Here is a 25,132-nt window from a genome sequence, read left to right as displayed (position 1 = left end):
CCCACCCGGGTTCTGATAAGCAAACCAACACCTGACAGAAGCGACGACCGAACGCGCGCGACCGGGGAGACAACGCTGGTGTCGACCATCACAACACCCCCGCCGCTTGCGCATCCCGCAGAGTGATGAGCCCGCGCTCGACGGCCTTCAGCGCGTATTTTCGGGGCACATGCCGGCACATCGCACTGCGCTCCAGGATCCACCGCGCGGCGCTGCGGATCATCGTCTCCTCATCGGTTCTTGCCCGGGATTCCTTCTCGCGTGCCCGCCCGCGGGCTTCTTCGACGTACCGCCGCCACTTCCCCGTGCGCAGCCAGTTGTCGAGAAACATCACCTTCGTCCGGGTGTAATCGGCGGTCTCTGCGGCATAGGTCCGGGCCGCCTCAGTCAGTTCTTCGGAACTGGCCTCGGCCTGAGCCCCCGCGAGAATCTGCCCGCACGCTTTGCGATCCCTTCGCCGATCTGCCGGGTAGGCCTCCCAAAGTGGTTCAAGATCAGCATCCGCCGCCTCGCGTGCAGACGTGCGCGCGGAAGGGGGATTCTCAGGATGGTTCTTAGGATTGTTTGGGGGTCGCCCTGACCCCGGTTGCGGGCTCACCGTGACCCCGGTTGCGGGCACCGGAGGAACCGGGTTCAGTGTGACCCCGGTTGTCGATGAACCTGTGCTCCACTGCAAAAGCTCCAGCTCTTCAACCGCCTCCAGCACGATGCGATAGACAACGGTCTGCCCGTGGCGCGAGGTGTCGCGCAGCCCGGTGGCAAGCAAAATGCCCTCAGCCAGGAAGTCGCGGATAACACGCTTGACCGTTGCGAGGCTCAGCTCGGTATGCCGCGCGATGGTGTGCTTCGAACACCAGATCCCGGTGCCGTCATCGCTGGCCTTGTTGGCCAGATACATCACGATCTGCTTGCGCGTTGCGCTGCCAAATCTGCGGCGATCACAAATGGACTCGACGTGGTAGCTCATCGCGCAGCCTCCACAAAACTTGCGAGGCACGGCGGAAGAATGTAGCGTCGACGCTTACCAAGACTTTGAATTGCGTCGAGGCGGGTACCAGCCCCCTCGACGTTTTCATTTTCACCTGACAGGCCGCCGAAACGGTTTACAAACGACCTGTAACCCATTGATTTACGCCCATGAACAAACCGGGGGCGTTTACACTTAGTGCCAATATTTTCAAGGGGTTGATCCGGATTGCAAATCCGTGAAGACCGGTTCGATTCCGGTACCCGCCTCCAAATCTTTCCAGCGACTTCGATGAAGATGCCCGATGAGGGCGTCGCTGCGGGCTGCGCCGACGGCGCCACGGCCGCGGCAGGGGTGCCGTTCAGGTCTCACGCAGGCAGTCCGCGCCGGGCCCCATCCGGCCTCCTGGCGCCACACAGGCAGGCCACACGGCCCGCCCGAGTCGCCGCGCGGCAATCAGGCCGCGCTCTCGCCCGTGGCAGGAGCCGACACCGAGGCCTCGACCAGTGCCCCCTGGCCGGTCTCGGCGCCGAGACGGGCCAGCCAGAACTGGCGGGCGGTCAGGGTCTCGTAGCCGGACCGCCACGTCTGCCGCAACCCGTCGTAGCCCCGCCAGATCCGCCACATACTGCGCAGGATCGGCAAGCTGACCTGAACGGCACGGCGCTTCGAATGCCGGACCGTGTAGCTGCGCTTGCCGTCGATGGAGACATAGGCGATGTCCATCGCGCCCCAGATCGGACGGATCTGGCCGCGCGCCGCGGCGGGCAGCACGATCCGGTTCCCGATCAGCCGGAAACCGGGCAGCAGGTGGCCGTTCAGGGTGATCTTCATGAAGGCGCGCGACAGCCGCCGGTGCGGCGACAACCAGCCTCGGCCCCGGCCCCGGCCACGCTGTGCCGCTTCGCTCTCTTCGGGCTTCCAGCGTTCGGCAACGGTCAGCGCCCCGATCTGCTTGCGCCGGGCGGCCACGTCGGCATTGCCCGCGAAATAGCCCGGGCCCGCCTGCACGTCCTCGAGCGCCAGCGCCACTGCTTCGAGGGTCTCGTAATGGCACGACAGCAGGCTGCGCAGATAGAAGCGCAGCATGATCCTTGCCAGCCCCTTGCGCCCGATCTCCATCGAGCTCAGTGCGAGATGATGCGCCATGTGGCTGCGCAGGTCGAGATAGACGGTGAGGGGGCTCTCCTTCACCGAGAAATCCTCGTCCTGATAGGAAATCACCCCGGGCAGCGTCACGATGTTGAAATCATGCACGAGGCTGAAACTGACATCGTCGCCGCGCACGAAGAAGGGGAAGGGCATATGGGTCACTTCCGCGACCGGGAAGGCGAAGTACCACCAACCGCCATAGAAGTTGTGCGGTTGCGTCGCGGTGCTGTCGAACTCGAGCTGCAGGACCTGGCCGAAGTCGCGCAGATCGAGCCCCATATGCTGCGGCTGGCAGACCTTGTCGAAGAGCGCGCCGTTCTCCCACAGCTGCCAGCGGTGCTGGGCATTCGAGACGGCCCCCGCGACCGCAGTCTTCGGATCGGTCGCATAGGCGAGGAACATCCAGGTCCGTTCGATCGCCTCCATGTGGACGGCCGCATCGTCGTCCATGAACAGGCAATGGCTGGCGCCGCGGTTCTGGGCCTCCAGCAGCCCGCGGGCAAAGCCGCCCGAGCCGCCAAGGTTTTCATTCGGCACCAGCGTGACGTGATCCGAGACGGGAATCGCCGCGCTCTGACCATTGTCCACCACGGTGAGATGGAGGTGATTGGCCAGCGCCGAACGGCTCAGGAACGCCTCGAAGCGGGCCACGGTGCGGGCCACGGCGGCCTCGCGCCGGAAGGTGGTGATCGAGAGCATCAGCTCGGGGGTGCGGGCGGGGGCATCCGCGGTCTGCCAGGATGCAGCGCGCAGCCGGCCGCCGGCGTCATCGAGGGCCCGCAGTTCGAAGAAGGCGACGCCGCGGCTGTCGAACCCATGCGGCGTGTCGAGCCGCACCGACAGCGGCCGGCCGGGCGTCAGCGTCACCACCTCGTTTGCCAGACGCCCCCAGGAGCGCCCGGGCTGAACGAGAAAGACAATCAGCTCGAAGGTGCCCTCGCCCTCAAGCGCAAGCGACAGGGTCCTGAGGTTGCAGTTCTTCGACCACTTCCCGACGTTGAAGAGGTTGTAATAGGTGTCGAAGGAGACCCGCCCCCCCTTCAGGAAGTAGATCTCGTGGTCGCGCAGCGACATCGCGGCCTGGTCGGACAGCCGCATGTAGAGATCGCGTTCCGTGCAAAGCCCGGCCTCGGGCCAGATCAGGCCTTGCAGAACGGTGCCCTGCTGAGCGCCTTGATCCGTCATCTCATGTCCGATCCTGCTGAGGCGCGGCCTTGTTGGCCGCCGAGATCGTGCCGTTGGCCACCAGTTGCTGCAGCAGCGGGGCAACGAAGCGCTGCATCAGCGTCGCGCTGTCTTGCGGGATCTCCAGCTTGGCGAGCGGAGCATCGGCGGCGGGCAGCGGATCCAGGAACAGCGTTTCCCGGTCGAAATACCGCCTGGCGATCGCGGCATTGCCCTCGGCATATTCGGCAAGGATCGCCTCCCGAAGATCCCGGGGCAGCAACTGTTCGCTCTGCTTGCCGGTATGGCCCAGGATGTCGCGGTCGACCTGTTCGAGGGCCCGCCGCAGCAGATCACGCTCCGGTGGCTCCAGGCTGTCGAGCGGCATGTGGCGGACGAATTCCACCATCTCGGCCGACATCGACGAGTTGACATGCGGCGGCGGCGGGAACCCCGTCAGATCGGTCAGCCCGATGCTGTTGCAGAAGGCGACAACGGGCCCCTCCGGCATCTGCTGCTTCTCGAACACATTCAGGATCAGGTTCTCGGCCCCGAAGAGATCTTCGAGATGGCGGACGAAGCGATCGTAGTGGATCCAGTGGAAGGCGTCACGCTGCTGCAAGAACTCCTCAAAAGTGCAATGGCTCAGCGCCGGGTTCCACTGCCACTTGATGTTCTGGAAGTACCAGCTTTCCAGCCAGAGGTCCTGACGTCGCATCGAATAGATGATCTTGACGTCGAAACGTTCGGTGAAAGGCACCAGTGCGCGCAGATCCCGACGCATGCTGACATCTTCATCGCTCAGCACCAGCGTGTGGATGTCCTCGGGCTGATTGTCCGCCCGGCGGCTCAGGCTGATGGCGACATCCCCCGCCTTGTCCCGGCCCGAGAAGATCTCGTTCATCAGGCGGATATGCCGGGGCACCCGAAGCGGATAGAAAATTCCCTGCGTTTTCAACGGCTCGAAATTCTGGTGCATAAATTGCTGGATGGAGGTGGTTGCCGTACGATGGCTGCCGATATGCAGGAAAAGCTTCCTTTGCATGGATCTTCCTTTTGAACAGACGGATCGCGGGGTCTGAGCGGGGAAATACCGATCACCCCAACATTTGGCAGGTTTTGCCCCCTCTCGCAATTGGGCTGTCACCCTGATGAGCAGGGAGCCGCCCTCCCCGGAAATGCAGAGCTGACGCGCGCAGGCCGTGTGCCTGCGCCGCGTCTCCCGCAGCGCCGCGGCAAGCCCGCCCAAGACCGCGGTCACCGCCCTTGACGGCGGATGACCGGGCGATCGGGACGGTCACCCCAGAAGCCCGTATTCGCGGATCAGCTCCCCGTGCCGCGCCCGCAGGACGGCGTCGAAATTCGCCGCGCTGAAGGTCATGTTCCGCCCCGTCCTGTTGCGCGCGGAAGCGGTCGGATCAAGGGACAGGTCGAGAAACCCGTCGATCTGCTCCAGCTCCGCCACCATCTCCGGGGTCAGACGGATCAGACGCAGCAGTCGCGCCAATTCGGCCGGGTCACCGCTGCTCTCGTAAAGCGCCATCAGCTGCGCCGAACGTGCGGGGGTGCGCTGCAGGAACCCGGTCCGGCCCTCGGCCTTCAACTGCGGCGCATAGGACAGATAGTAGCGCAGCAGCTTCAGCTGCCAGTGCAGCGGCGTCATGCCGTCGAAATGCACCAGCCAGCTCTCGTCCAGATAGGGACCGGGAACGAGGTCGCCGCCGGCCTTGCGCAGGGCTTCCTCCTTTTCGCTCAGCGGCACGGGAAAATGGATCCGGATACGCAGGTCCTGCCCGGTCCGGACAAAGGATTTGCCCGCCACATGGCCCGTCAGCCCCCGGGTCACCATCGGCGCCAGCTCGCCATAGACCCTGCGCTCGGCTGCCGGGCGCAACAGCATCCGCCGGTACCGGCCATCGAAAAGCCCCTGCTGCGGGCTGGCCTCGGAGAAGACCCGCTCGCTCATCCTCGGGCGGCAGAAGGGCAAGGTGCCGGGCAAACCGTCCAGCAGCGCCCCCACATCGCGCGAGACCGCGAGGAATTCATCCGCGTCACAGAAGAAGAACCAGTCGCTCCGACACTCTGCATAGCCGAGGTTGGCGTTCCGCAACTGCCGCATCACTTGCCCCTGCGGCCGGCTGCCACCAACCTCCCGCCAGTATTCGTCGGTGCACAGCGTCAGCCGCACCCCGTCCATGGCCGAGAGGATGTCGATCGTCTCTTCGTCGGGGGAATCCAGAAAGAGATGCACCTCCTCGGCCCCGAGGTCGAGATAATGCGCCGCGAAGGCACAGAGCAGCTCGGGGGGTTCCGCCACGGTCGAACACACAGTCCAGCTTGCCACGGGAAAGCTCCTCATTTCTGCCCCATCCACCTCCGGGACGGCCCTTTCCAGCTTAGGCACAACACAGTGGCAGGAAAAGCCTCAGCACTCGCCAGAAGCGCCGCGCCCCCGCGGCAGACGTCACGTCAGCGCAAAGGACAGGCAGCAGCCCCTGCCGCCAGGAAGCGGCGACAAGATGCGACCGGATCGTGCAGAAAGGGCGCGGCGCCGGTGCAAAAGGCCAGAGCTGGCAGGAAACCGGGTTCGCTCCCGTCTCACGCGCCGCAGTCTGATCGGGTCGCGCTACGCCAGAGACCAGAAGACACCCGCCGGGCGGAGCAGATCTGCGGCCTCGAAAACCGGCAAAGCAGAGATCATCTCTGACAGTTGGGGAGAAGTGGTGCACCCGGAGCGATTCGAACGCCCGACCCTCAGATTCGTAGTCTGATGCTCTATCCAGCTGAGCTACGGGTGCACTGTGCGGCGGGATTTAGCCTCTGCTTCGGGGGGGCGCAAGGGCTAAATCCGGATTCTCGGAAAGTTTTTTCAACCGCCCCTCCGGCGGGCCTTTTGCGCCCCCTGCGGCTCACCCCTGCGGCACCAGCGCGACGCTCAGGATCTCACGCAGCTTGCCGCCGTCGCCCGCAGCGTTCTGCTTGACGGTTTTCGCCGGATCGATGGCGGTCAGGCCCGCCGCCTCGAACTGCGCCATCAGCGCGTCGGTGGGCTTGCCCGCCATCTCGGCAAGCGCGGGGATCGTGGCATTGCCCATCGCATCCATCACCACCTTCGGACCAAGCCCCGCACCCTCGACCACGCCGGGGATCAGATTCGGTACGAAGGTCGCGACCAGCGCGAGTGCGCCAAACCCGATGATCGCCGCGGCGAGCGGCCGGCGCAGATACAGCGTGAAGGGACGCCAGTTGAGCACCAGATGGGCGATGGCGCCCGCCACCAGAACGAAGCCCGCCCATTCGTGCACCGTCTTCATCGTCGCGGTGTCGAGATGGAAGAACATCAGCACCCCGGTCACCCCCATCAGGAGGAAGGAACCGATGACGAGCGGGGTAGCCCAGGAACGCAGAGACACGGTTTTGGCCTTTCGCAACATTGCTGGCAGTGCAACGCCCGCCCGGCCCGGTTCCGTCGCGACAGGACGTCGCAGGCCGGCTAGTCCTGCGACGCGATCGCGAATTCGCGCGGCAGGTGCATCTTGAACTCGGTGCCGTCGGCATCGGTGCGCACGAGGTCGAGCCGCCCACCATGGCCGCGGATGAGTTCCGCCGAGATCGCAAGGCCAAGCCCGGTGCCGCCCTTCTTCACCCCGCCCGAGAACGGCTGGAACAGGTGTTCGCGGGCGCGCTCGGGCAGGCCGGGTCCGGTGTCCTGCACGCGAATCCACCAGCCCTCGGGCTCTTCGCCCGCGCCGATCTCGATGGTGCCGGGCTTGCCCGTCGCCTCGATTGCCTGGCGCGCGTTGCGCACGAGGTTCGACAGCACGCGGTAGAGCTGTTCGCGATCGGCCCGGATCTCGAGCGCAGGCGGAACGTCGGTGACGAAGTCGATCTGCGCGGCATCGGCGGGGGGCTGCTCGCTCTCCGTCACTTCCTGCACCAGCGCGGCGAGCGGGAAGCGGCACAGGCTGGGCGGCGGCTCCTCGGCCCGGCCGAAGGCGAGCGTCGTCTCGCACAGGTTCACCGCGCGGCCGATCGAGCTCATCAGCTTCGGCGCGGCGCGCTGCACCACCGGATCGTCAGACCCCTCCATGCGGTCGGCGAAAAGCTGCGCCGTGGTCAGGATGTTGCGCAGATCGTGGCTGATCTTCGCCACCGCCTGACCAAGCTGGGCGAGCCGCTCCTTCTGTTTCAGCGCGGCGGTCAGCTGCCGCTGCATCGAGGCCAGCGCATCCTCGGCCACGCGCAGCTCCTCGATGCTGGCCTCGGGGGCGATGATCCGGCGCGCATCCTCGGGCGCCTCGGCATAGGCCGCCATATGGGCGACGACGCGCTTGATCGGCACCACCATCAGCCGCCGCACCAGCCAGAACAGCAGGAAGGCGGTGATCCCCGAGACGATTGCCGAAAGCGACAGCAGCCGCAGCCCGTATTCGATCATCGCGATCCGCATCGGCCCGGTGGCGAGCGTGACTTCGATCACCAGCCCCCCCTTCTGCACCGGATCGCCGATCACCCGGATCACGTGATTCTCGGGATCGGCGAGAACCGAGAGCGCATCGCGCACCCGGGTCCAGAACGTCGATTCGCGCAGGTCATAGGTGTCGGCGATCGGCTGCGGAATCGGCGAGGAGAGAACCAGCTGCCGCACCGCATCGCGCCGCAGCACGACGTTGTAGACGCCGGCGTTGTTCAACAGCTCCTGCTCGAGGTCCGGCTCGATCATCTGATCGGTCGTCAGCAACGCCAGCGAGGCGATCTGCGCCCGCTCGAGTCGCGTCAGAAGGTAGTCCTCGCGAAAATTGGCAAGCCCCGGCAGAAGGATGAGCACTTCGGCCAGCACGACGAAGATCGTCGTGAGCAAGAGGAACCGGCCGGAGAGTGTGTTGATCTTCATCCTGATACGCGCTGCGGGCCGCCTGCCGCGGGCCCTTTCCCCGCCTGTAACACCGAACGCGGCATTTCGCATGAAATACCAGTTGTTACCGGGAATAAATAGGTGCAGGCGGAGGCGGGCGGAAGGGCGCGCATCGCTGTCGCACTTCCGTGAGCGCCAGCCGGCGCATCTGGCGCGAGAAAAAGACGCACAGATCAATTGACTTGCCGCCCGGTTGCCCCTAAAGCACGGGCCTCGAATATGAGCGGCAGCCGAATCCGGCAGGTTTGTGTTGCCCGACCGTAGAACGAACCGGAGTAACCGCGATGAAACGCACCTACCAGCCGTCGAAACTCGTGCGCGCCCGCCGTCACGGCTTCCGCGCGCGCATGGCGACCAAGGGCGGCCGTAAGGTCCTGAACGCCCGTCGCGCCAAGGGCCGTAAGGTTCTGTCGGCGTAAGGCCGCACAGATCTGCACGCCATGACACCGCCGGAGGCTCCCGTGACTGACCCGCAGGGTCGGGGTGCGGGCAGCGCCCCGGCGGTTTCCGTTTGTCCGCAGGCCGCCCCCGTGCAGCGCATCGACGTGCTGCGCAAGCGGGCGGATTTTCTGCGTGCCGCTGCGGCACTGCGTCAGGGGACCTCGGGTTTCCTGCTGCAGGCCCGTGCGCGCAGCCCGGAGGAAACCGCCCTTCCGGGCCTCGTGCGCATCGGCTTCACCTGCTCGAAGAAGGTCGGCAACTCGGTGCTGCGCAACCGGGCCCGTCGGCGCCTGCGCGAAATCGCGCGGCTGGTGCTGCCCGAACTGGCGCAGCCCGGCTGGGATTACGTGCTCGTCGGCCGCCCCGAGGCGACCATCAGCCGCGATTTCGCCGCGCTGCAGGCCGATCTGGCCCGGGCGCTTCGCGATGTCCATTCCGGCCGCGCACAAAAGGCCCGCCCCCGCAGCGAACCGGCCAAGGGCCGGCGTCGGGGCAAGGGATGAGCCCGCTTGCGCAGATCGTCGCCCTTCCGGTGCGCGCCTACCGGCTGTTCTTCAGCCCCTGGGTCGGGCATGGCTGCCGCTATCAGCCGACCTGCTCCGCCTATGCGCTTGAGGCACTCGAGCGGCATGGCGCGCTGAAAGGGGCCTATCTCGCGGCAAAACGGGTGCTCAGCTGCCACCCCTGGGGCGGCCATGGCTATGATCCGGTGCCCGGCGCCGATCCCGAGTTCGACGCGCAGCGCCGTTGCAAGGACCACGACCATGCTTGACGACGAAAACGCCCCGATCCACCCGCTGTTCGCCGGCGCGCCCTCCTCGACCGAGTTCAAGAAGCTGCGCAAGCGCATCGTGCGCGAGACCCGCGACGCGATCGAGAAATACGGCATGATCGAACGCGGTGCGCGCTGGCTTGTCTGCCTGTCGGGCGGCAAGGACAGCTACACGTTGCTCGCCGTGCTGCACGAGCTGAAATGGCGCGGCCTGCTGCCGGTCGACCTGCTCGCCTGCAATCTCGACCAGGGCCAGCCCGGTTTTCCCTCGACGGTGCTACCGAAGTTCCTCGAGGACATGGGCGTGCCGCACCGGATCGAGTATCAGGACACCTATTCGGTGGTGAAGGAGAAGATCCCCGAAGGCCGGACCTATTGCTCGCTGTGCTCGCGGCTGCGGCGCGGCAACCTCTACCGCATCGCGCGCGAGGAAGGCTGTTCCGCCGTCGTGCTCGGCCATCACCGCGACGACATCCTCGAAACCTTCTTCATGAACCTGTTCCACGGCGGACGGCTGGCGACGATGCCGCCGAAACTGGTGAACGAGGAAGGCGATCTCTTCGTCTATCGCCCCCTCGCCTTCGTCGCCGAGGCCGATTGCGAGCGATTCGCCCGCGCGATGAACTATCCGATCATCCCCTGCGATCTGTGCGGCAGTCAGGAAGGGCTGCAACGCGTTCAGGTGAAACAGATTCTCGACGGCTGGGAGGCGCGCAGCCCGGGCCGGCGGCAGATCATGTTCCGCGCCCTGATGAATGTGCGCCCGTCGCATCTGTGCGATCCCTCGATCTTCGATTTCGCGGCGCTGATGCGCGGCGCGCCGGCCGAGGGGATGCCCGCACCCCCCGGGGTCCCGGATTTGCGCGGCTGAATTAACCTTCCGCTGACTTCTTCGGCCTAGCGTGACGGCTGCGGGCGGGACCCGTGCGGCACGGCTTGGGGGAAGGATGATGGTCAGGTTCTGGCACATGGGCAGGGGCGGCGCCCTGCGACGCACGCGCATCGGACCGGTCTTCGGCCGCAAGGAACTGTTGCCCTTCCTGCCGGCGATGCTGCTGGCCGGGGTCTGGTTCGGCATCGACGCGATGCTGGTGATCGGCGTCACCGCGCTTGCCGTCGCCTGGCTGACCCGCCCCCTCGCCCCCGCCGCTGACAGTGCCGGCGGCGACGGCGTCACCGGCCTGCCACTGCGCCGCGAAAGCGAGCTGCTGATGGACGATCTGCTGCGCGAGGCGGAGCGGACCGGGCGGCACACCGCCTGCCTGGTGATCGGCTGTGACGAGAGCGAGCGGCTGGAGCGGCAGCTCCTTCCCGACGAATTCGAGACCCTGCTGCAACTGCTTGCGGACCGGCTGCGCGGGGCGGTGCGCGAAAGCGACCGGATCGGCCGGCTTGGCGGCACGCGCTTCGCGGTGATGCTGCACCCGACGCAGCGGCAGGACCTTGAAAGCCTGATCCAGCTTGCCGCGCGGCTGCAGACCGGCTGCGAGGAACCCTATTCGGTGAAGGGGCGCAGCCTCGCACCCAGCGTCCATGTCGGCTTTTGCCTGATGCGGCGCGCGCCGGTGCCGACCGGGGCCGGGCTGATCGCCGCGGCCGAGGGGGCGGCGGAAGAGGCCCGGCGCAACGGGCCAAGTGCGATCCGCGCCTTCTCCTCCGAGGTGCAGCACAGCCAGCGCAGCCACAGCGCGCTCGCCGCCGAGGTGTTCGAGGCGCTCGAAGCCGCCCAGATCGTCTGCCATTTCCGCCCGCAGCTTTCCACCGACACCGGCGAGGTCTCGGGGATGGAGGCGGTGCCGCGCTGGCTGCACCGCGAGCGCGGCATCCTCACCGAGGCCGAGATCCTGCCCGCGATCGATTCGGAGGGGCTGCGCGAAAGGCTGGCGGAGCTGATGTTCTACCAGGGCTTCGGCGCGCTGCGCAGCTGGCAGCGGGTCGGGCTGCCGGTCAGCACGCTGTCGATCGGCATCTCGCCCGAGGTGCTGTCGAACCCGAAGATGGCGACGCGGCTGAAATGGGAGCTCGAACGCTTCGACATCGAGCCGGAGCGGCTGCGCCTGGTGCTGAGCGGCGGCGCAGTCTCGCGCTTCGACGACGAGGTGATCCGGCGCAATCTCGTGCATTGCACCGCGCTTGGCTGCCAGCTCGAGCTTGCCGGACTCGGCACCGGCGAGGTGCCGGTCAGCGCGATCCGCAGCACCGGCGCGCAGCGCGTGCGCATCCATGCAAGCTTTGTGCGCAATGTCGACACCGACCCCGATCAGCAGCGCCTTGTCGCTGCGATCATTACCATGGCCGAACAGATCGGCATCGAGACCCTCGCCGAGGGGGTATCGAGCATTGGCGAGCATGCGATGCTCTCCCAGCTCGGCGCGAACCACGTCCAGGGCGACGCGATCGCCCCGCCGATGCGCCTCGAGGAGACCTTCGACTGGCTCGAGCGCCACACCGAGAAGCTGGCGGCGACGCCCCGCATCCAGGGCAGCTGAGCCGGGCGGCGGGCGGCGGTGCAGACCGGACCAAACCCGCCGCCGCCCCGGTCAGAGCCCATGGTTTCCTCGTGATTTCGGGGAAAAGCGCTTGACCTTTGGCCGCCCCTTCGATTGAACCACCGCAAACCCGGACCGGCAGGCGGATGGACCCCCATGGATAGCCAGAACAAGAACCTCATCATCGCGACCGTCCTTTCGGCGCTCGTGCTGATCGGTTGGACCTACTTCTTCCCGCCGGAGCCCGCGGCCCCGACAGACGGCGCCCCGGTCGCGGAACAGACCGCCACCCCGGCCGCGCCCGCGGCAACGCCCGAGGCCGTGGCCGGCGCCGTGCTCGACGCCGCGACAGCCGCAGCGCAGGCGAGCGACGCGAACGCTCCGCGCATCAAGATCGACACGCCCGCGCTGACCGGCACGATCTCGCTGCTCGGCGGCCGGTTCGACGACCTGTCGCTGAAGAAATACAAGGAAACGCTCGACGCCGACTCGCCGCTGGTGCGGCTGCTTGCCCCGGTGGGCGGCACCGATCTCGGCGCGGCAAAGCCCTATTACACCGTCTATGGCTGGTCGCCCGCCGGCGGGCTCGACCCCGCGCTGGTGCCCGGGCCGAAGACGTTGTGGACCGCGCCCGCCGATGCCGTGCTGACCCCCGAGACCCCGGTCACGCTGAGCTGGGACAATGGCGCGGGCCTGCGCTTCACCCGCACGATCTCGGTTGACGACAACTACCTCTTCACCGTCGCGCAGGGCGTCGAGAACAACACTGCCGCGCCGGTGCGCCTGGCGCCCTACGGCATCATCGCCCGCCACGGCATTCCGCAGAGCAACCGCGTCTACGTGCTGCACGAGGGTGCGGTGCGGATGACCGACAGCACGCTTGAAGAGATCAAGTACAAGAACCTGACCAAGCTCGACGCCGTCGCCGGCGAAGGCCAGGCCGAACTGACCTCGGCCAGCCAGAACGGCTGGATCGGCTTCACCGACAAGTACTGGATGACCACGCTGATCCCGAATGACGGAGCCTTCACCTCGGTCGTCAAGTACACCCCCGGCGCCGACCTCTATCAGGCCGAGACCCGCCTGCCGGTGATGGAGGTTGCCCCGGGCGCCTCGGTCGTCGCCCAGACCCGCCTCTTCGCCGGCGCGAAGGAATGGGAGGTGATCAAGCGCTATCAGGACGACGCCGGCATCACCCGTTTCGTCGACTCGATCGACTGGGGCTGGTTCTTCTTCCTGACCAAGCCGATGTTCCGCCTGCTGCACTGGCTGCACGGCGCGATCGGCAACATGGGCTGGGCGATCATGTGCCTGACCCTCATCATCAAGGCCCTGGTCTTCCCGCTGGCGCGCAAATCCTACATCTCGATGGCGAAGATGAAGGAACTGCAGCCCGAGATGGAGGCGATGAAGGAACGCACCAAGGGCAACCCGCAGCAGATGCAGCAGGAGATGATGGCCCTCTACAAGCGCGAGAAGGTCAACCCCGCCGCGGGCTGTCTGCCGGTGCTGCTGCAGATCCCGATCTTCTTCTCGCTCTACAAGGTGATCTACGTCACGATCGAGCTCTATCACGCACCGTTCATCGGCTGGATCCGTGACCTGTCCGCGCCCGATCCGTCGTCGATCCTGAACCTCTTCGGCCTGCTGCCCTTCGCCACGCCGGAACCGGGCTCGATGTTCTTCATGTTCTCGCTCGGCGTGCTGCCGATCCTGCTCGGCGTCTCGATGTGGTTCCAGCAGAAGCTGAACCCGGCGCCGACCGACCCGAGCCAGGCGATGATCTTCGCCTGGATGCCCTGGGTGTTCATGTTCATGCTGGGCAGCTTCGCCTCGGGCCTCGTGCTCTATTGGATCACCAACAACACCATCACCTTCATCCAGCAGTACACGATCATGTCGATGCACGGAAAACGGCCCGAGCTGTTCGACAACATCAAGGCGGGCTTCCGCAAGAAGAAGCCGGCCCTCGAGAAACCGAAGAAATGACGGCGCATCTTGCGCATCTCGTGCGCCACCCGATCAAGTCGGTGGGCCACGAGGACATCACGGGCGCGCTCCTCGACGAGGGGCGCGCCATGCCTTTTGACCGGCTCTGGGCGATCTCGCACGAAGAGGCGCGCTTCGACGGGGCGCTGGCCGAATGGGCGGCCAAGCGCAACTTCGTGCGCGGCGCTGCGGCCCCCGGGCTGATGGCGGTGACGGCCCGGACGATGGATGATGGCCGGATCGAGCTGACCCATCCCGATCTGTGGCACCTTGTCGTCGATCCCGACCGGGCCGAGGACCAGGCGAAGCTGATCGCCTGGCTGGCACCGCTGTGGCCCACGAACCGCCCTGCCCCGCGCCGGGTCGAGCGTGTGCCGGGCGTGACGCTTGCCGACGTGGCCGAGCCCTATGTCTCGCTCCTGTCGCTCGCCTCGCTGGCGGCGCTGTCGGACGCGACCGGCACGCCGATGTCGCGCCACCGCTTCCGCGGCAATCTCTGGGTCGAGGGCTGGGCGCCCTGGGCCGAGCGCGGCCTCGTCGGCCGGCGCCTGCGCATCGGCGCGGCCGAACTCGAGGTGGCGATGCCGATCACCCGCTGCCGCGCCACCTGCGCCAATCCCGAAACCGGCACCGAAGACCTCGACACGCTTGCCGCGCTCAAGGCGCTGAACGGCGACACGCTCTTCGGGCTTTACGCGAAAGTCACCCGCGGCGGCGAGATCGTGCGCGGCGACACCGTGGAGATTCTCTGATGCAGATGCAGTTCACCCTCGCCCCCGAGCCCGACGACTTCGCCCGCGAGAAGGGCCGGCTGCTGTTCGCCGCCCCTGTCGACTTCCTGAAAGGTGTCGTCGCGATGTCGGGGATGCCGCCCGCCGACCGGGTCGAGGTCTGCTTTGCCGGCCGCTCGAACGTGGGCAAATCCTCGCTTATCAACGCGCTGACGAACCGCAAGAACCTTGCCCGCGCCTCGAACACGCCGGGCCGGACGCAGGAGATCAACTTCTTCACCACCACCGGCGGGCCCTATCTCGTCGACCTTCCGGGCTATGGCTTTGCCGAGGCGCCGGTGCCGGTGGTGAAGAAATGGCAGGACCTGCTCAAGGCCTATCTCTCGGGCCGGGTGAACCTGCGCCGCGCCTTCGTGCTGATCGACGCGCGCCACGGCGTGAAGAAGGTCGATGACGAGATCCTGAGCCTGCTCGACCGTTCAGCGGTGACCTTCCAGGTGGTGCTGACCAAGGTCGACAAGATCAGCCGCGCCGAGCGCGAGGCGGTGCTCGAGCAGGTCAAGGGCGCGCTGGCGAAACACCCGGCTGCACATCCCGAGCTGATCGTCACCTCGTCCGAAAAGGGCGAGGGCATCGATGTGCTGCGCACCGTCATCACCACGCTCGAGTAACCGGGCACCGGCACCGCCGGTTTGCCCGCGGTGCGGAGCTCAGAGCGGGGCGGCGACAAAGGCCGGCATCGCGGTGCCGTCCTCAGCATGCGTCAGGAAGGTGCGCGCGGCATCCAGCGCTTCACGGATCGTCACGTCCATGTCGAGGTAACGATAGGTGCCCAGCCGACCGACGAAGGTCACGCCACGCTCGGCCTCGGCACGCGCGACGTAATCGGCCAGCAGCGCCTTCTCCCTCACCTGGCGGATCGGATAATAGGGAATGTCCTCGGGCGTGCAGGCGCGCGAAAATTCGCGATAGCACACCGAACCTTCGTGGCTTTCCCAGGGGGCGAAATGCTTGTGCTCGGTGATCCGGGTATAGGGCACGTCAACCTCGCCGTAGTTCATCACCGCGCAGCCCTGATAATCGCCCTGATAGCTGAAGCGCTCGAAATCGAGGGTGCGATAGCCGAGCCGGCCGAGTTCGTAATCGAACCAGCCATCCAGCGGCCCCGAGTAGAACACGTGGTCATACGCCCCCGCCTGGTCGCGGCTGAACTGGGTGCCAAGCCGCACCTCGATCGCCGGATGGTCGAGAATGCGCTCGACCATCGCGGTATAGCCGTTCTCTGGCATGCCCTGGAAACGGTGGAAGAAATAGTTGTCGTCATAGTTGAAGCGCACCGGCAGCCGCTTCAGGATCGAGGCCGGCAGCTCGGAGGGCTGCACCCCCCATTGCTTGATCGTGTAGCCCTTGAAGAAGGCCTCGTAGAGATCGCGGCCGACGAAGCGCAGCGCCTGTTCCTCGAAGGTCTGCGGATCGGCGATCGAGGTGTCGGCCTGCTCCTCGGTGATGAAGGCGCGGGCCTCGTCGGGGCGCAGGGTCTTGCGGAAGAACTGGTTGATCGTGTGCAGGTTGACCGGCAGCGAGAACACGCCAAGCTCGCCCTGCGGATCGCGCGAGGTGGTCTTCACCCGATTCTTGTAGGGCTGGAAGGTCTCGAAGCGGTTGACGTAATCCCAGACCTCGGCATCGTCGGTGTGGAAGATGTGCGGGCCATAGACATGGACCATCACGCCGGTTTCCGCGTCGCGCCCGGTATGGCAATTGCCGGCCACGTGGTCGCGGGCGTCGACGATGGTGATCCGGTGCCCGGCCTCGGCCAGATGACGCCCGATCACCGCACCGGACAACCCGGCCCCGACAAGAAGAATATGCACGAAAGCCTCCGAAAACAGGACAGATTTACCCTAGCAACAGTCTCCGGGGCAGGGCAATGGCACTCGGCGGCTCTCTGCCCATGCCACCACGCCCCAGTTTTGGCTTGACGGCCGCCGGCCTGTACCGGACTGGCTATTCCCGAGAGAGGCGGATGGCGGGGACGAGATGACGCGGACAGCAGGCGCAGACAGGTTGGCCGCCGTGGTCGTGACCTTCAACCGGCTCGAGAAGCTGAAGGTGACGCTGGCGCGGCTGCTCGAGAGCCCGGCGGGCGAGCTCGCTCATGTGCTGGTCGTCGACAATGCCTCGGATGACGGCACCCCGGCCTGGCTTGCCACGCTCAAGGACCCGCGCCTCGTCGTGCAGCGCGAACCGGTCAACAGCGGCGGCGCCGGCGGTTTCGCCCGCGGCATGCGCGAGGCGATGGCACGTTTCGATCCCGACTGGCTGGTGGTGATGGATGATGACGGCTCTCCCGCTCCGGGGGCGCTCGCCACCTTCCACGCGCTCGACAAGACCGGCTACGAGGGGATGGCGGCCGCGGTCTATTTCCCCGACGGCACGATCTGCGAGATGAACCGCCCCTCACGCAACCCGTTCTGGCACGGGCGCGAGTTCCTGCGCACGCTGCGCGGCGGGCGCGGCGGCTTCCATCTGACTCCGGCGGCCTATGCGCTCGACCGGCCGAGCCCGATCGACGTGACCTCCTTCGTCGGCTTCTTCATCTCGCGCGCCGGGATCGCGCGGGCGGGCTATCCCGACCCGGACCTGTTCATCTATGGCGACGACGGGCTTTACACCCTTGGCCTGACGGCGAAGGGCGGGCGGATGTGCTTCGAGCCGCGGATCCGCTTCGAGCACGACATGGGCACCTTCTCGGGCCAGCAGCGCGGCGAGTTCCGGCCGCTGTGGAAGGCCTATTACTATCACCGCAATCTGCTGCTGCTCTACCGTTTGGCGGCGGGGCCGATGTTCTGGCCGGTGCTGCTGGTGATCTTGCCGAAATGGCTGATGAAGGCGCGGGCGCATGGCGGGGCGCGCGGGCGCTTCACCGCGCTGATCGGGCGGGCGATCCGCGACGGGCTGACCGGGCGGCGCCATGTGCCGCATGCCGAGGTGCTGCGCTGGAGCGGCGAGGACTGAGCCGGCTCAGCCCAGCATCAGCTTGCGGTGATACTCGATCGCCTCGTCGAGATCATCGAAGACATTGAGCCGGCCGTGGTCGAGCACGATACCGGCGCTGCACATCTCGCGGATCTGCCCCATGTCGTGGCTGACGAGGATGGAATCCGAGGACTTCATCCGCTCCCGGAACACAGCCTGGCTCTTGCGCCGGAAGGAGGCGTCGCCGACCGCCGTCACCTCGTCGATCAGATAGGTGTCGAAGCGGATCCCCATCGACACCCCGAAAGCGAGACGCGAGCGCATACCCGAGGAATAGACCCGGATCGGTTCATAGAAGAAATCGCCAAGCTCGGCGAAATCCTCGACAAAGGCCATCAGCTCCTCGGTATCGACGCCGTAGATGCGGGCAATGAAGCGCGTGTTCTGCGCCCCCGTCAGCTCACCGTGGAAGGACCCGCCGAAGCCCACCGGAAACGAGATCGTCCCGTCCGAGGTGATACGGCCGCGATCGGGGCGCATGGTGCCGGCGATCATCTGCATCAGTGTCGACTTCCCGGCGCCGTTGCGCCCGAGCAGGGCCAGAGACGAGCCGGTGGGCAGCGTCAGGTTGAGATTGTCGATCACCACCCGGCGCTCGCCCTGCACCCAGAAGCTCTTGGTCAGGTTCTCGAAACGGATCATGGATCAGCGGCGGTCCCGGATCGAATAGAAGACCATCGCCGCGATCGCCCAGGCGAGGGTCAGGAACAGGGCCATCAGGCCGAGAATGACCCAGCTGCGCGGGAATTCCGAGGTCTGTGGCAGGGTCGGGCGGACATAGGCGGCGAGATAGCGGCTTTGCCGCGCGGCATTGGCACGGGCCACATCGACCGCGGCCAGGGCGGCGCGATAGGTCTCCTCGGCGAATTGCTGATCGACATTCAGCCGCTCGTATTCCGAGATCAGGTTCGGATAGTTCTCGGGCAGGGAGTTCGGCTCGCCGGTGGCGCTGGTGAAGCTCTGCCGCTCCTTGACGATCTGCTGGCGGATCACGTCGATACGGCGGTTGGCCTGTTCGAGCCGCGGATCGTCGCCCGGGCTGCCCTTCTGGTCGCGCAACAGGTCGCGGTCGATCAGCGACTGCGCCAGCTGCTGCTGCAGGTTGTTGAGCACCCCCATCCGTCCGGCCAGGTCAGAGGCCGGATCGACCATCTGCGTCCGGGTGCGGAACTGGGTCATCGCCTCGCGCGCGGCTTTCAGCCGGGAAAGCGAGGCGTCGAGATCCTCGAGCGCGTAGCGCATCGTGTCCTCGCGCGCCGTCGTGTTGAGGTCGTTGATCATCTTCTGGCTCTCGCGCACCACCTCGGAGGCGATCTTCTGCGCATCCTCTGGCGAGAAGGCGAGCACCCGCACCTCGATCAGCCCGGCCGACTGATCATAGGAGATCCGCACCATCCGCTGCCAGTAGCGCAGCAGATCCTCGATCGAGGCATCGGGCGAAAGCGCGAAGACAGGGTCCCAGGGCCAGTTCTTCGAATAGAGGCCGACCAGATCGATCCGTTGCGAAATGTCCGAAACGATCTCCTGGCTCTGGATAAACTCATAGAGGATATCACTGTCGCGCGAACCGCCACTGGTGCCGACGAATTGCGACAGCCCGCCCAGAAGCGAGGTCGCCCCCGAGGTGCCGTCCTCCTGGCGCACGGTGAACCCCACGGTCGAGGCATATTGGTTGCGTGCGACCAGCCCCAGATAGAGCGCGGTGACGAAGAGCGGGATCAGCACCACCGCCGCCAGGCTGTAGAGCAGCCCGCGATGACGGCGCTTCACCGCCGCCGCGGCGGGCAGCGGCCGCACGATGACCGTCGGCGGTTCCTTGGCGGCGCCCCGCCCCGGCTTGCCACCGCCCATGCCACCGGGACGACGCCCGGGACCGGCGCCGGGGCGCTGCGGCATCTGCACAAGTTCTGCCCGCTCTCCCGGCCCCGCAGCCCCGGTCGACGCGGTCCCCGCCCCTTCGATCTTCGGCCCGGTTTCCAGCGCGTCTTTGCTGTCTTTGAGATTGTCTTGCTTTGTCAAACTATTATCCAGGTGCCGCCGGAATTGATCTTGCGCAGCTTATTCTACATAATGAGGGCCTGAAAAACCAGAACAACAATTTGTGCGATGCCCTCCACAGACATCTCCCCCCCGAACGTGCCAAGCCGGGTGCAAACGCGCCACTTCGCCACCTTGCGCACGATCATCGCTTTGATGCTGCGGGAGATGTCGACCCGTTACGGGCGCTCTCCGGGGGGCTATCTCTGGGCAATCCTCGAGCCACTGGGCGGCACTCTGGTGCTTGCGGCGGGGTTCTCGCTGCTCGTGCGTTCGCCCGCTCTGGGCAACAGTTTCATCCTGTTCTATGCCACCGGCATGATGCCCTTCACGCTTTACAACAGCGTGGCCAACTCGATCGCCAACTCCCTGAACTTCTCGCGCCCGCTGCTGCGCTATCCAAGCGTGACCTGGCTCGACGCGGCGCTCGCCCGGTTCATCCTGAACACATTGACCAACCTCATGGTCATCAGTCTGCTGTTCACCGGCATCCTGATCATCGCCAAGACCGGCTCGGTGCTCAGCTTCGGCCCGATCCTCACAGCTCTGGCTCTGGCCGCCTTCCTGGGGCTTGGGGTCGGCTTGATGAACTGCCTGCTGTCGGGCCTCTACCCGGCCTGGAGCATGATCTGGTCGATCATCACCCGGCCGCTGTTCCTGGCCTCGGGCGTGCTGATGCTGATGGAGCGACTGCCCCACGCCGTGCAGCAGGTCCTCTGGTACAACCCGCTTTTTCACGTCATCGGCCTGATGCGACGCGGCTTCTACCCGATGTACAAGGCCACCTATGTCTCGACGGCCTATGTGGTGGCGGTCGGGCTGGCCCTGTGCGCGCTCGGGCTGGTACTGCTCATGCGCTATCACAAGGACATCCTGAGCACCTGACGGGTCGGGCCGGCGCAGGGCAAGGCGGGAATGGATTTGATGCCGCGTGACATTCTCTGGCTCGGCCTGCACAAGACCGGCACCACCTTCCTGCAGAAGTCGCTCGACCGCTCGCAGCAGGCCCTGCGGGCGGCTGGCGTGGGCTGGGTCGGACTGGAATCGTTCCGCTCCGCCTGGACGCGGCCACTGCTGCATGCCGGCCACCCCGAGCCCCCCGCCCCGGCCGAAAGCTTCCCCGCCGGCCCGCGCCGCCTCGTCTTCGACGAGAACATCCTTGCCCTGGTGCAGGACGTGGTGACCCCGGCCGGGCTCTATCCGCAAGGCGCGGAACGCGCGCAGATCGTGGCGCGCCACCTCGGGCTGCGCGCCCCGCTTCTGGTGCTGGGGCTGCGCGGCTTCGCGGGCTTCTTGCCCTCGCTCTATTGCGAGACCCTGAAATCGACGCCGTTCCGGCCGTTCCGCGCCTTCCTGCGCTGGCCTCCCGAGGCGATGAGCTGGCTGCCGCTGGTCGAACGGCTGTGCGCGGCCTTCCCCGAAAGCCCGATGCTGCTCTATCGCGCCGAGGACCTGCCCGGGCGGGAGGCGCAGCTTCTGGCCGAGATCACCGGCCTCGCCCCCGCCTCCTTCACCCTGCACGAGGGGATCGAGCGTCCGGGCTTTTCGCAGGCCGCGCTCGACGCGATCGCCGCGCAGGCCGAAGTGGGGCCGGTCGGTCCGGACCAGGTGAAGGCGACGGCGACGGCGCTGCCGCGCACGGCCGGCCGGCCCGGCTTCGATCCCTGGGATGCGCGAGAACGCAGCCTGTTGCAGGCCATCGAGGCCCGCGACCTCGCCGCGCTGCGCCACCGCACGGCGGATCCCGGCACGGGAGTGCGGCTTTTCACGCCCTGACGCGGCGGCTCAACTCAGCGCAACGGGCCCGTCCGCCGTCACCGTGATCGGTGGCGGAAACCGCGTCTGCTCCGAGGCATCCGTGCCATGCGGCAAGACCAGCGTCAGGTGCCAGAGACCCCCATCCTGTACCGGCTGACCGACGATCCAGTCATGCGGCGCCTCAGGATCTGCGGTGTAGGCGCCGAGATCGAGCGCCACACCGTTCAGCACCAGAACATCGCCGGCGACAGAGACCGTCAGCGTGTCGTCGCGGCGCATCGGGCTCAGGGTGATGAGAAACATGTCAGGCTCCTTTCGCTCAGTACCAGCGGCCGATGGCACTGAAATCGACGGTGAAGGTGTTGGCGTTGGAGGTTGCGGCAAACAGCATCACGCTCGCCGATGAGATGCCGCTCACCCGGACCTTGAGCCAGGCCGCCGCGCTGGTGCGCAAAGACCCGTTCACCGCAAGATTGCCGGTTGCGGCAAAACTTGCCGGGAAGGTCCAGGAATATTCCGTCGACTTCCAGATCGCACCTTCGGCCGTCGTGATCGGCCCTGCCGCGCCGACCGCAGAATAGGTGCAGATCTGCGTGCCGTCGGCAAAGCGCACGTATTCTCCGTTGGCATTGCTGCCGCGTTCGATCAGCGCACCGGTCGGCACCCCCGCCGCCTGCGCCACCGCGCCGAGGACATTGCCCCGCGCATAGGCCCGCGTCCCGCCGATCGTCGCCCCGGACGGCAGGGCCGCAATGCCGCCCGCAGAGATCGTCAGACCGGTCACCCAAGAGGTGCCGTCGGCCGAGACCTTGACCGAGAAGTCGTTGTTGCCGGCAAGCCCCATCTCGGCCCGGCCCGACCAGCCGCTCTGGAACAACAGCGACGCTGTGTTGCCCGCCGCGGCCTTGTTGATCTTCAGCTGATGCCCCGCCCCATCGTGGGTCAGAAGCGTCGCCGCCGCGGCAACCGAGAGCCGGTTCACCGCATCGAAGCCGGTGTTGATGCCAAGCCCGGCGCGGCCGGTGAACAGCGACACCCAGCCGTCTCCATGCCAGATCCGCAGATCCGCCTCGGTCCGGCCCCAGGCCCGCCAGCCCGCGCGCGGGGTCAGGAACAGCCAGCCCGTCTCGGTGCGGAACGCGAGTTTGCCGGCCTGCCCGTCCCAGGCACCGGTCGGACCGGCACCAAGCGCCCAGACCTCGCCCTCGCTCCCGGTCTCGGGTGGCGCCACAGCGTCAAAGCCCTGCACGACAAGCTGCACCGCCGCGTCAAGCAACTGCAGCGCCTCGTTGTGGGTAACGTGTTTTTGGGCCTGCGCCGGCAGGATCCGTGGCAGTTCGAGATTAGCGGTGGTGTCGGTCATCGGGGCTCTCCGGGCAAATGCTCTGCCGCCGACTGTTCCGCGATTGGGCAAAGATCCGGTTACCCCTGCGCGCGCAACCGACTTGCCCCGTGCCGGTCTCCGCCGCCCGCAAAGCGTGCAAAGAGGTAGCCGGCACGGCAGTTCCAAGCTAGGGTCTGCTCACAGGCCTCTTTTTTGCGATATACCAGCGACATGACGACATCCAAACGTTCCAAGGTTTCCGGTGCCACGGCACGCAGTTCCGCCCGAAAGAGTCCGCCCAAACGCAAGGTCGTCTTGATCCTTGGCATGCACCGTTCCGGCACCTCTGCCCTGTCGGAACTGCTCATCGCCCTTGGCTGCGACGGTCCGGCCACGCCAATGCCCGCGGCCGATGAAAATCCGCGTGGCTTCTTCGAATCCTTTCCGCTCTTCAAACAGCACGAGGCGCTGCTTGCCTCTGCTGGCAGCAGCTGGAACGATTATCGCCCCTTCCCCGCCTCCTGGCTGAGCTCGCCCAAGGCCGACGAGTTCCGCGAGCGCATCCGCACCACCCTCGAGACCGAATATGGCGACTCCGGCTTCTTCGCGCTGAAGGACCCCCGCATCTGCCGCTTCCTGCCGCTCTGGACCGAGTTGCTCGATGAGATGCAGATCCAGCCGATCGTCGTGCACACGCACCGCAACCCGCTCGAGGTCGCGGCCTCGCTGCACACCCGCAATGCCTTCGCCCCGGAATACGGCTCCCTGCTCTGGCTGCGCCATGTCCTCGACGCCGAGGCCGGCAGCCGCGGGCTGCCGCGCGCCTTTACCAGCTATGACCAGCTCCTGAACAACTGGGGCAGCGTGGCCGAAAAGCTGGGCCGCGAGCTCCGCATTTCCTGGCCGCGGTTCTCGCCGGTCAACATGCCGATGCTGCGCGACGCCATCGAACCCGGGCTGCAGCACCACAGCACGCCCCCCGAGGCAACGCTGCAAGATCCGCTGCTGTCCGGCTGGCTGCGCGAGACCTACAGGATCATGCAATCCTGGGCCGAGACCGGCGAGAATCCCAAGGACCATGCGCGTCTTGACGAGATCCGCGACGCCTTCGACGAAAGCGCGGTGCTGCTCGGCTCGCTGGTCACGCCCACGGGCGATGCTCGCGCCAAGGAGCTGGAAAAATCGCGCTCCAGACTCGCCGAGATCGAGCCGCAGCTGGCCGAGCGGGCGAAGACCATCGAGACCCTCACCGCCGAGCGCAATGCCGCGCGGGCCAGGGCCGCCGAAATCGAGCCGCAGATGGCCGAGCGGGCGAAGGCCGTCGACACCCTCACCGCCGAGCGCAATGCCGCCAGTGCGGAACGCGACCGGCTGACGGCGGAACTGGCCGAACGGGCCCGCCGGGATGAGGTGCTCAGCAGCGAACGGAAAGCCCTGCAGGACGAGCTGAACCGGACGCAGAACATCCTGACGCAGCGCAAGGCCGAGATCGACGACGCCGCCGCCGCCCTCCACCGCACGCAGGACCTCCTGACCCGGGCCGAGCTGCGGATCGAGTCGCAGGCGCAGGAGATCTCCGCGCTGCGCTCTGCGCGCGACCGCCGCGACACCGAGCTTTCCGAAATCACCAAATCCCTCGCAACCGCCCGCAGCGACCTTACCGCGGCCCAGGCCGAGCTCGCGCGCCGTGAGGCGGAGATGGCCCGGCTGCAAACCGAGCATCTCGCGCTGACGAGCGGGCTTGCCGAAAGCGAGACGACCCTCGCACAGCGCGAAAGTGATCTGGCCCGGGCCTCGGGCCGCCTCGCCGAGGCCGAAGCGGACGTGGCCCGCCTCGCCGCGCAACACGGCGTGCTCGAGCGCAAGGTTCAGATCCAGGCGGATGAGATTTCCGCCCTCAGCGCCTCCAATGCGGAACGCGACACCGAGCTTTCGGAAGTCGCCAAAATCATCTTGGAGTACCAGCAGGGCCTTGAAGATGCCCGGGCCCGCGCCGATCGGCAGCGCAGCTCGATCGAGACCGCCCGCACCACCCTCGCCGAGACGCAGGGGCTCCTGTCACAGAAATTTGACCTGCCTGCGGCGCGCGTCTCTGCCGCGGCCGAGGACCTCTCGGATCTTCTCGCGGCGCTCCGCCGACAGATCGAAGACCTCGCAGGAACCTACGAGCAGACGAAAGAGCAGCTCTCGGCGGTGAGTGCCCATAACGATGCCCTGGTGCACTCGACCTCGTGGCGCCTCACCTCCCCCATGCGATGGATCGTCAGGCACCTTCGCCGCAGCTGACTGCACGCCAGAAGCACCGACACGAGACGGCGCCCCCCGCCTCACCTTCGCCGGTGTCCCGAAGCCCG

Annotated in this window: 23 protein-coding genes and 1 tRNA gene; 12 read left to right on the top strand and 12 right to left on the bottom strand. The window is 66.6% G+C overall.

Annotated elements, in window-relative coordinates:
- Positions 1 to 88 precede the first annotated feature (88 nt).
- From EOW65_RS07865 to EOW65_RS07835, 7 genes are all read right to left on the bottom strand, one after another.
- Complete coding sequence (locus EOW65_RS07865) at positions 89 to 967, bottom strand: hypothetical protein (protein ID WP_128148417.1); 879 nt, start codon at positions 965 to 967, stop codon at positions 89 to 91.
- A 456-nt stretch (positions 968 to 1,423) separates the two neighbouring features.
- The gene (locus EOW65_RS07860) at positions 1,424 to 3,304 is read right to left on the bottom strand and encodes a glycosyltransferase family 2 protein (protein WP_128148416.1); all 1,881 of its coding nucleotides are present in this window, start codon (positions 3,302 to 3,304) and stop codon (positions 1,424 to 1,426) included.
- A 1-nt stretch (position 3,305) separates the two neighbouring features.
- Positions 3,306 to 4,328, bottom strand: a complete 1,023-nt coding sequence (locus EOW65_RS07855; protein ID WP_128148415.1) for a hypothetical protein — start codon at positions 4,326 to 4,328, stop codon at positions 3,306 to 3,308.
- A 252-nt stretch (positions 4,329 to 4,580) separates the two neighbouring features.
- Positions 4,581 to 5,627, bottom strand: a complete 1,047-nt coding sequence (locus EOW65_RS07850) for a glycosyltransferase family 2 protein (protein WP_164880030.1) — start codon at positions 5,625 to 5,627, stop codon at positions 4,581 to 4,583.
- 377 nt (positions 5,628 to 6,004) lie between these two features.
- Positions 6,005 to 6,081: transfer RNA gene (locus EOW65_RS07845), tRNA-Arg, on the bottom strand.
- Between the two features lie 111 nt (positions 6,082 to 6,192).
- Positions 6,193 to 6,696 carry a DUF4405 domain-containing protein gene (locus EOW65_RS07840; protein ID WP_164880029.1) on the bottom strand — a complete coding sequence of 168 codons (504 nt, stop codon included), beginning with the start codon at positions 6,694 to 6,696 and terminating at the stop codon, positions 6,193 to 6,195.
- An 80-nt stretch (positions 6,697 to 6,776) separates the two neighbouring features.
- A complete protein-coding gene (locus EOW65_RS07835; RefSeq protein ID WP_128148412.1) occupies positions 6,777 to 8,177 on the bottom strand; it encodes a sensor histidine kinase in 1,401 nt (466 codons plus the stop codon).
- Positions 8,178 to 8,482: 305 nt separating this feature from the next.
- On the opposite strand from EOW65_RS07835, the gene rpmH reads away from it, so the two are divergent.
- The 8 genes from rpmH to yihA all read left to right on the top strand — a co-directional run bounded on the left by rpmH (position 8,483) and on the right by yihA (position 15,291).
- Positions 8,483 to 8,617, top strand: coding sequence for a 50S ribosomal protein L34 (rpmH, locus tag EOW65_RS07830; RefSeq protein ID WP_076483939.1), 135 nt, complete (start codon positions 8,483 to 8,485; stop codon positions 8,615 to 8,617).
- A 21-nt stretch (positions 8,618 to 8,638) separates the two neighbouring features.
- Positions 8,639 to 9,142, top strand: a complete 504-nt coding sequence (gene rnpA / locus EOW65_RS07825) for a ribonuclease P protein component (RefSeq protein ID WP_128148411.1) — start codon at positions 8,639 to 8,641, stop codon at positions 9,140 to 9,142.
- The gene (yidD, locus tag EOW65_RS07820; protein ID WP_128148410.1) at positions 9,139 to 9,411 is read left to right on the top strand and encodes a membrane protein insertion efficiency factor YidD; all 273 of its coding nucleotides are present in this window, start codon (positions 9,139 to 9,141) and stop codon (positions 9,409 to 9,411) included. The genes rnpA and yidD overlap by 4 nt, the downstream gene beginning before the upstream one ends.
- Complete coding sequence (ttcA, locus tag EOW65_RS07815; RefSeq protein WP_128148409.1) at positions 9,404 to 10,282, top strand: tRNA 2-thiocytidine(32) synthetase TtcA; 879 nt, start codon at positions 9,404 to 9,406, stop codon at positions 10,280 to 10,282. The genes yidD and ttcA overlap by 8 nt, the downstream gene beginning before the upstream one ends.
- A gap of 79 nt (positions 10,283 to 10,361) precedes the next feature.
- Positions 10,362 to 11,900 carry an EAL domain-containing protein gene (locus EOW65_RS07810; protein WP_164880028.1) on the top strand — a complete coding sequence of 513 codons (1,539 nt, stop codon included), beginning with the start codon at positions 10,362 to 10,364 and terminating at the stop codon, positions 11,898 to 11,900.
- A 156-nt stretch (positions 11,901 to 12,056) separates the two neighbouring features.
- Positions 12,057 to 13,889, top strand: coding sequence for a membrane protein insertase YidC (gene yidC, locus EOW65_RS07805; RefSeq protein ID WP_128148407.1), 1,833 nt, complete (start codon positions 12,057 to 12,059; stop codon positions 13,887 to 13,889).
- Entirely contained in the window at positions 13,886 to 14,641 is a 756-nt protein-coding gene (locus tag EOW65_RS07800; RefSeq protein WP_128148406.1) for an MOSC domain-containing protein, read from the top strand. The genes yidC and EOW65_RS07800 overlap by 4 nt, the downstream gene beginning before the upstream one ends.
- A complete protein-coding gene (gene yihA, locus EOW65_RS07795) occupies positions 14,641 to 15,291 on the top strand; it encodes a ribosome biogenesis GTP-binding protein YihA/YsxC (RefSeq protein ID WP_128148405.1) in 651 nt (216 codons plus the stop codon). The genes EOW65_RS07800 and yihA overlap by 1 nt, the downstream gene beginning before the upstream one ends.
- Before the next feature lie 39 nt (positions 15,292 to 15,330).
- On the opposite strand, the gene glf is transcribed toward yihA, so the two are convergent.
- On the bottom strand, positions 15,331 to 16,494 hold the full coding sequence (gene glf, locus EOW65_RS07790; RefSeq protein WP_206364034.1) for a UDP-galactopyranose mutase: 1,164 nt from the start codon (positions 16,492 to 16,494) through the stop codon (positions 15,331 to 15,333).
- Positions 16,495 to 16,660: 166 nt separating this feature from the next.
- Here glf and EOW65_RS07785 point away from each other — a divergent pair, with 166 nt between their 5' ends.
- The gene (locus EOW65_RS07785; RefSeq protein ID WP_128148403.1) at positions 16,661 to 17,638 is read left to right on the top strand and encodes a glycosyltransferase; all 978 of its coding nucleotides are present in this window, start codon (positions 16,661 to 16,663) and stop codon (positions 17,636 to 17,638) included.
- A 6-nt stretch (positions 17,639 to 17,644) separates the two neighbouring features.
- On the opposite strand, the gene EOW65_RS07780 is transcribed toward EOW65_RS07785, so the two are convergent.
- A complete protein-coding gene (locus EOW65_RS07780; RefSeq protein ID WP_128148402.1) occupies positions 17,645 to 18,301 on the bottom strand; it encodes an ABC transporter ATP-binding protein in 657 nt (218 codons plus the stop codon).
- Between the two features lie 3 nt (positions 18,302 to 18,304).
- Positions 18,305 to 19,555: a sugar transporter gene (locus tag EOW65_RS07775; protein ID WP_128148401.1), complete on the bottom strand. Its 1,251-nt coding sequence runs from the start codon at positions 19,553 to 19,555 to the stop codon at positions 18,305 to 18,307.
- Between the two features lie 210 nt (positions 19,556 to 19,765).
- Here EOW65_RS07775 and EOW65_RS07770 point away from each other — a divergent pair, with 210 nt between their 5' ends.
- Positions 19,766 to 20,581 carry an ABC transporter permease gene (locus tag EOW65_RS07770; protein ID WP_128148400.1) on the top strand — a complete coding sequence of 272 codons (816 nt, stop codon included), beginning with the start codon at positions 19,766 to 19,768 and terminating at the stop codon, positions 20,579 to 20,581.
- 39 nt (positions 20,582 to 20,620) lie between these two features.
- Positions 20,621 to 21,472, top strand: coding sequence for a hypothetical protein (locus EOW65_RS07765; RefSeq protein ID WP_128148399.1), 852 nt, complete (start codon positions 20,621 to 20,623; stop codon positions 21,470 to 21,472).
- Between the two features lie 9 nt (positions 21,473 to 21,481).
- Here the strand turns inward: EOW65_RS07765 and EOW65_RS07760 are convergent, their stop codons facing one another.
- A complete protein-coding gene (locus tag EOW65_RS07760; RefSeq protein WP_128148398.1) occupies positions 21,482 to 21,757 on the bottom strand; it encodes a hypothetical protein in 276 nt (91 codons plus the stop codon).
- Positions 21,758 to 21,773: 16 nt separating this feature from the next.
- A complete protein-coding gene (locus tag EOW65_RS07755; RefSeq protein ID WP_128148397.1) occupies positions 21,774 to 22,817 on the bottom strand; it encodes a DUF2793 domain-containing protein in 1,044 nt (347 codons plus the stop codon).
- A 288-nt stretch (positions 22,818 to 23,105) separates the two neighbouring features.
- Here EOW65_RS07755 and EOW65_RS07750 point away from each other — a divergent pair, with 288 nt between their 5' ends.
- The gene (locus EOW65_RS07750; RefSeq protein ID WP_128148396.1) at positions 23,106 to 25,064 is read left to right on the top strand and encodes a hypothetical protein; all 1,959 of its coding nucleotides are present in this window, start codon (positions 23,106 to 23,108) and stop codon (positions 25,062 to 25,064) included.
- Positions 25,065 to 25,132 lie beyond the last annotated feature (68 nt).

It is taken from the genome of Paenirhodobacter ferrireducens (genome assembly GCF_004022265.1).
Lineage (GTDB): Bacteria > Pseudomonadota > Alphaproteobacteria > Rhodobacterales > Rhodobacteraceae > Rhodobacter > Rhodobacter ferrireducens.
This window is presented reverse-complemented; position numbering and strand designations above follow the sequence as displayed.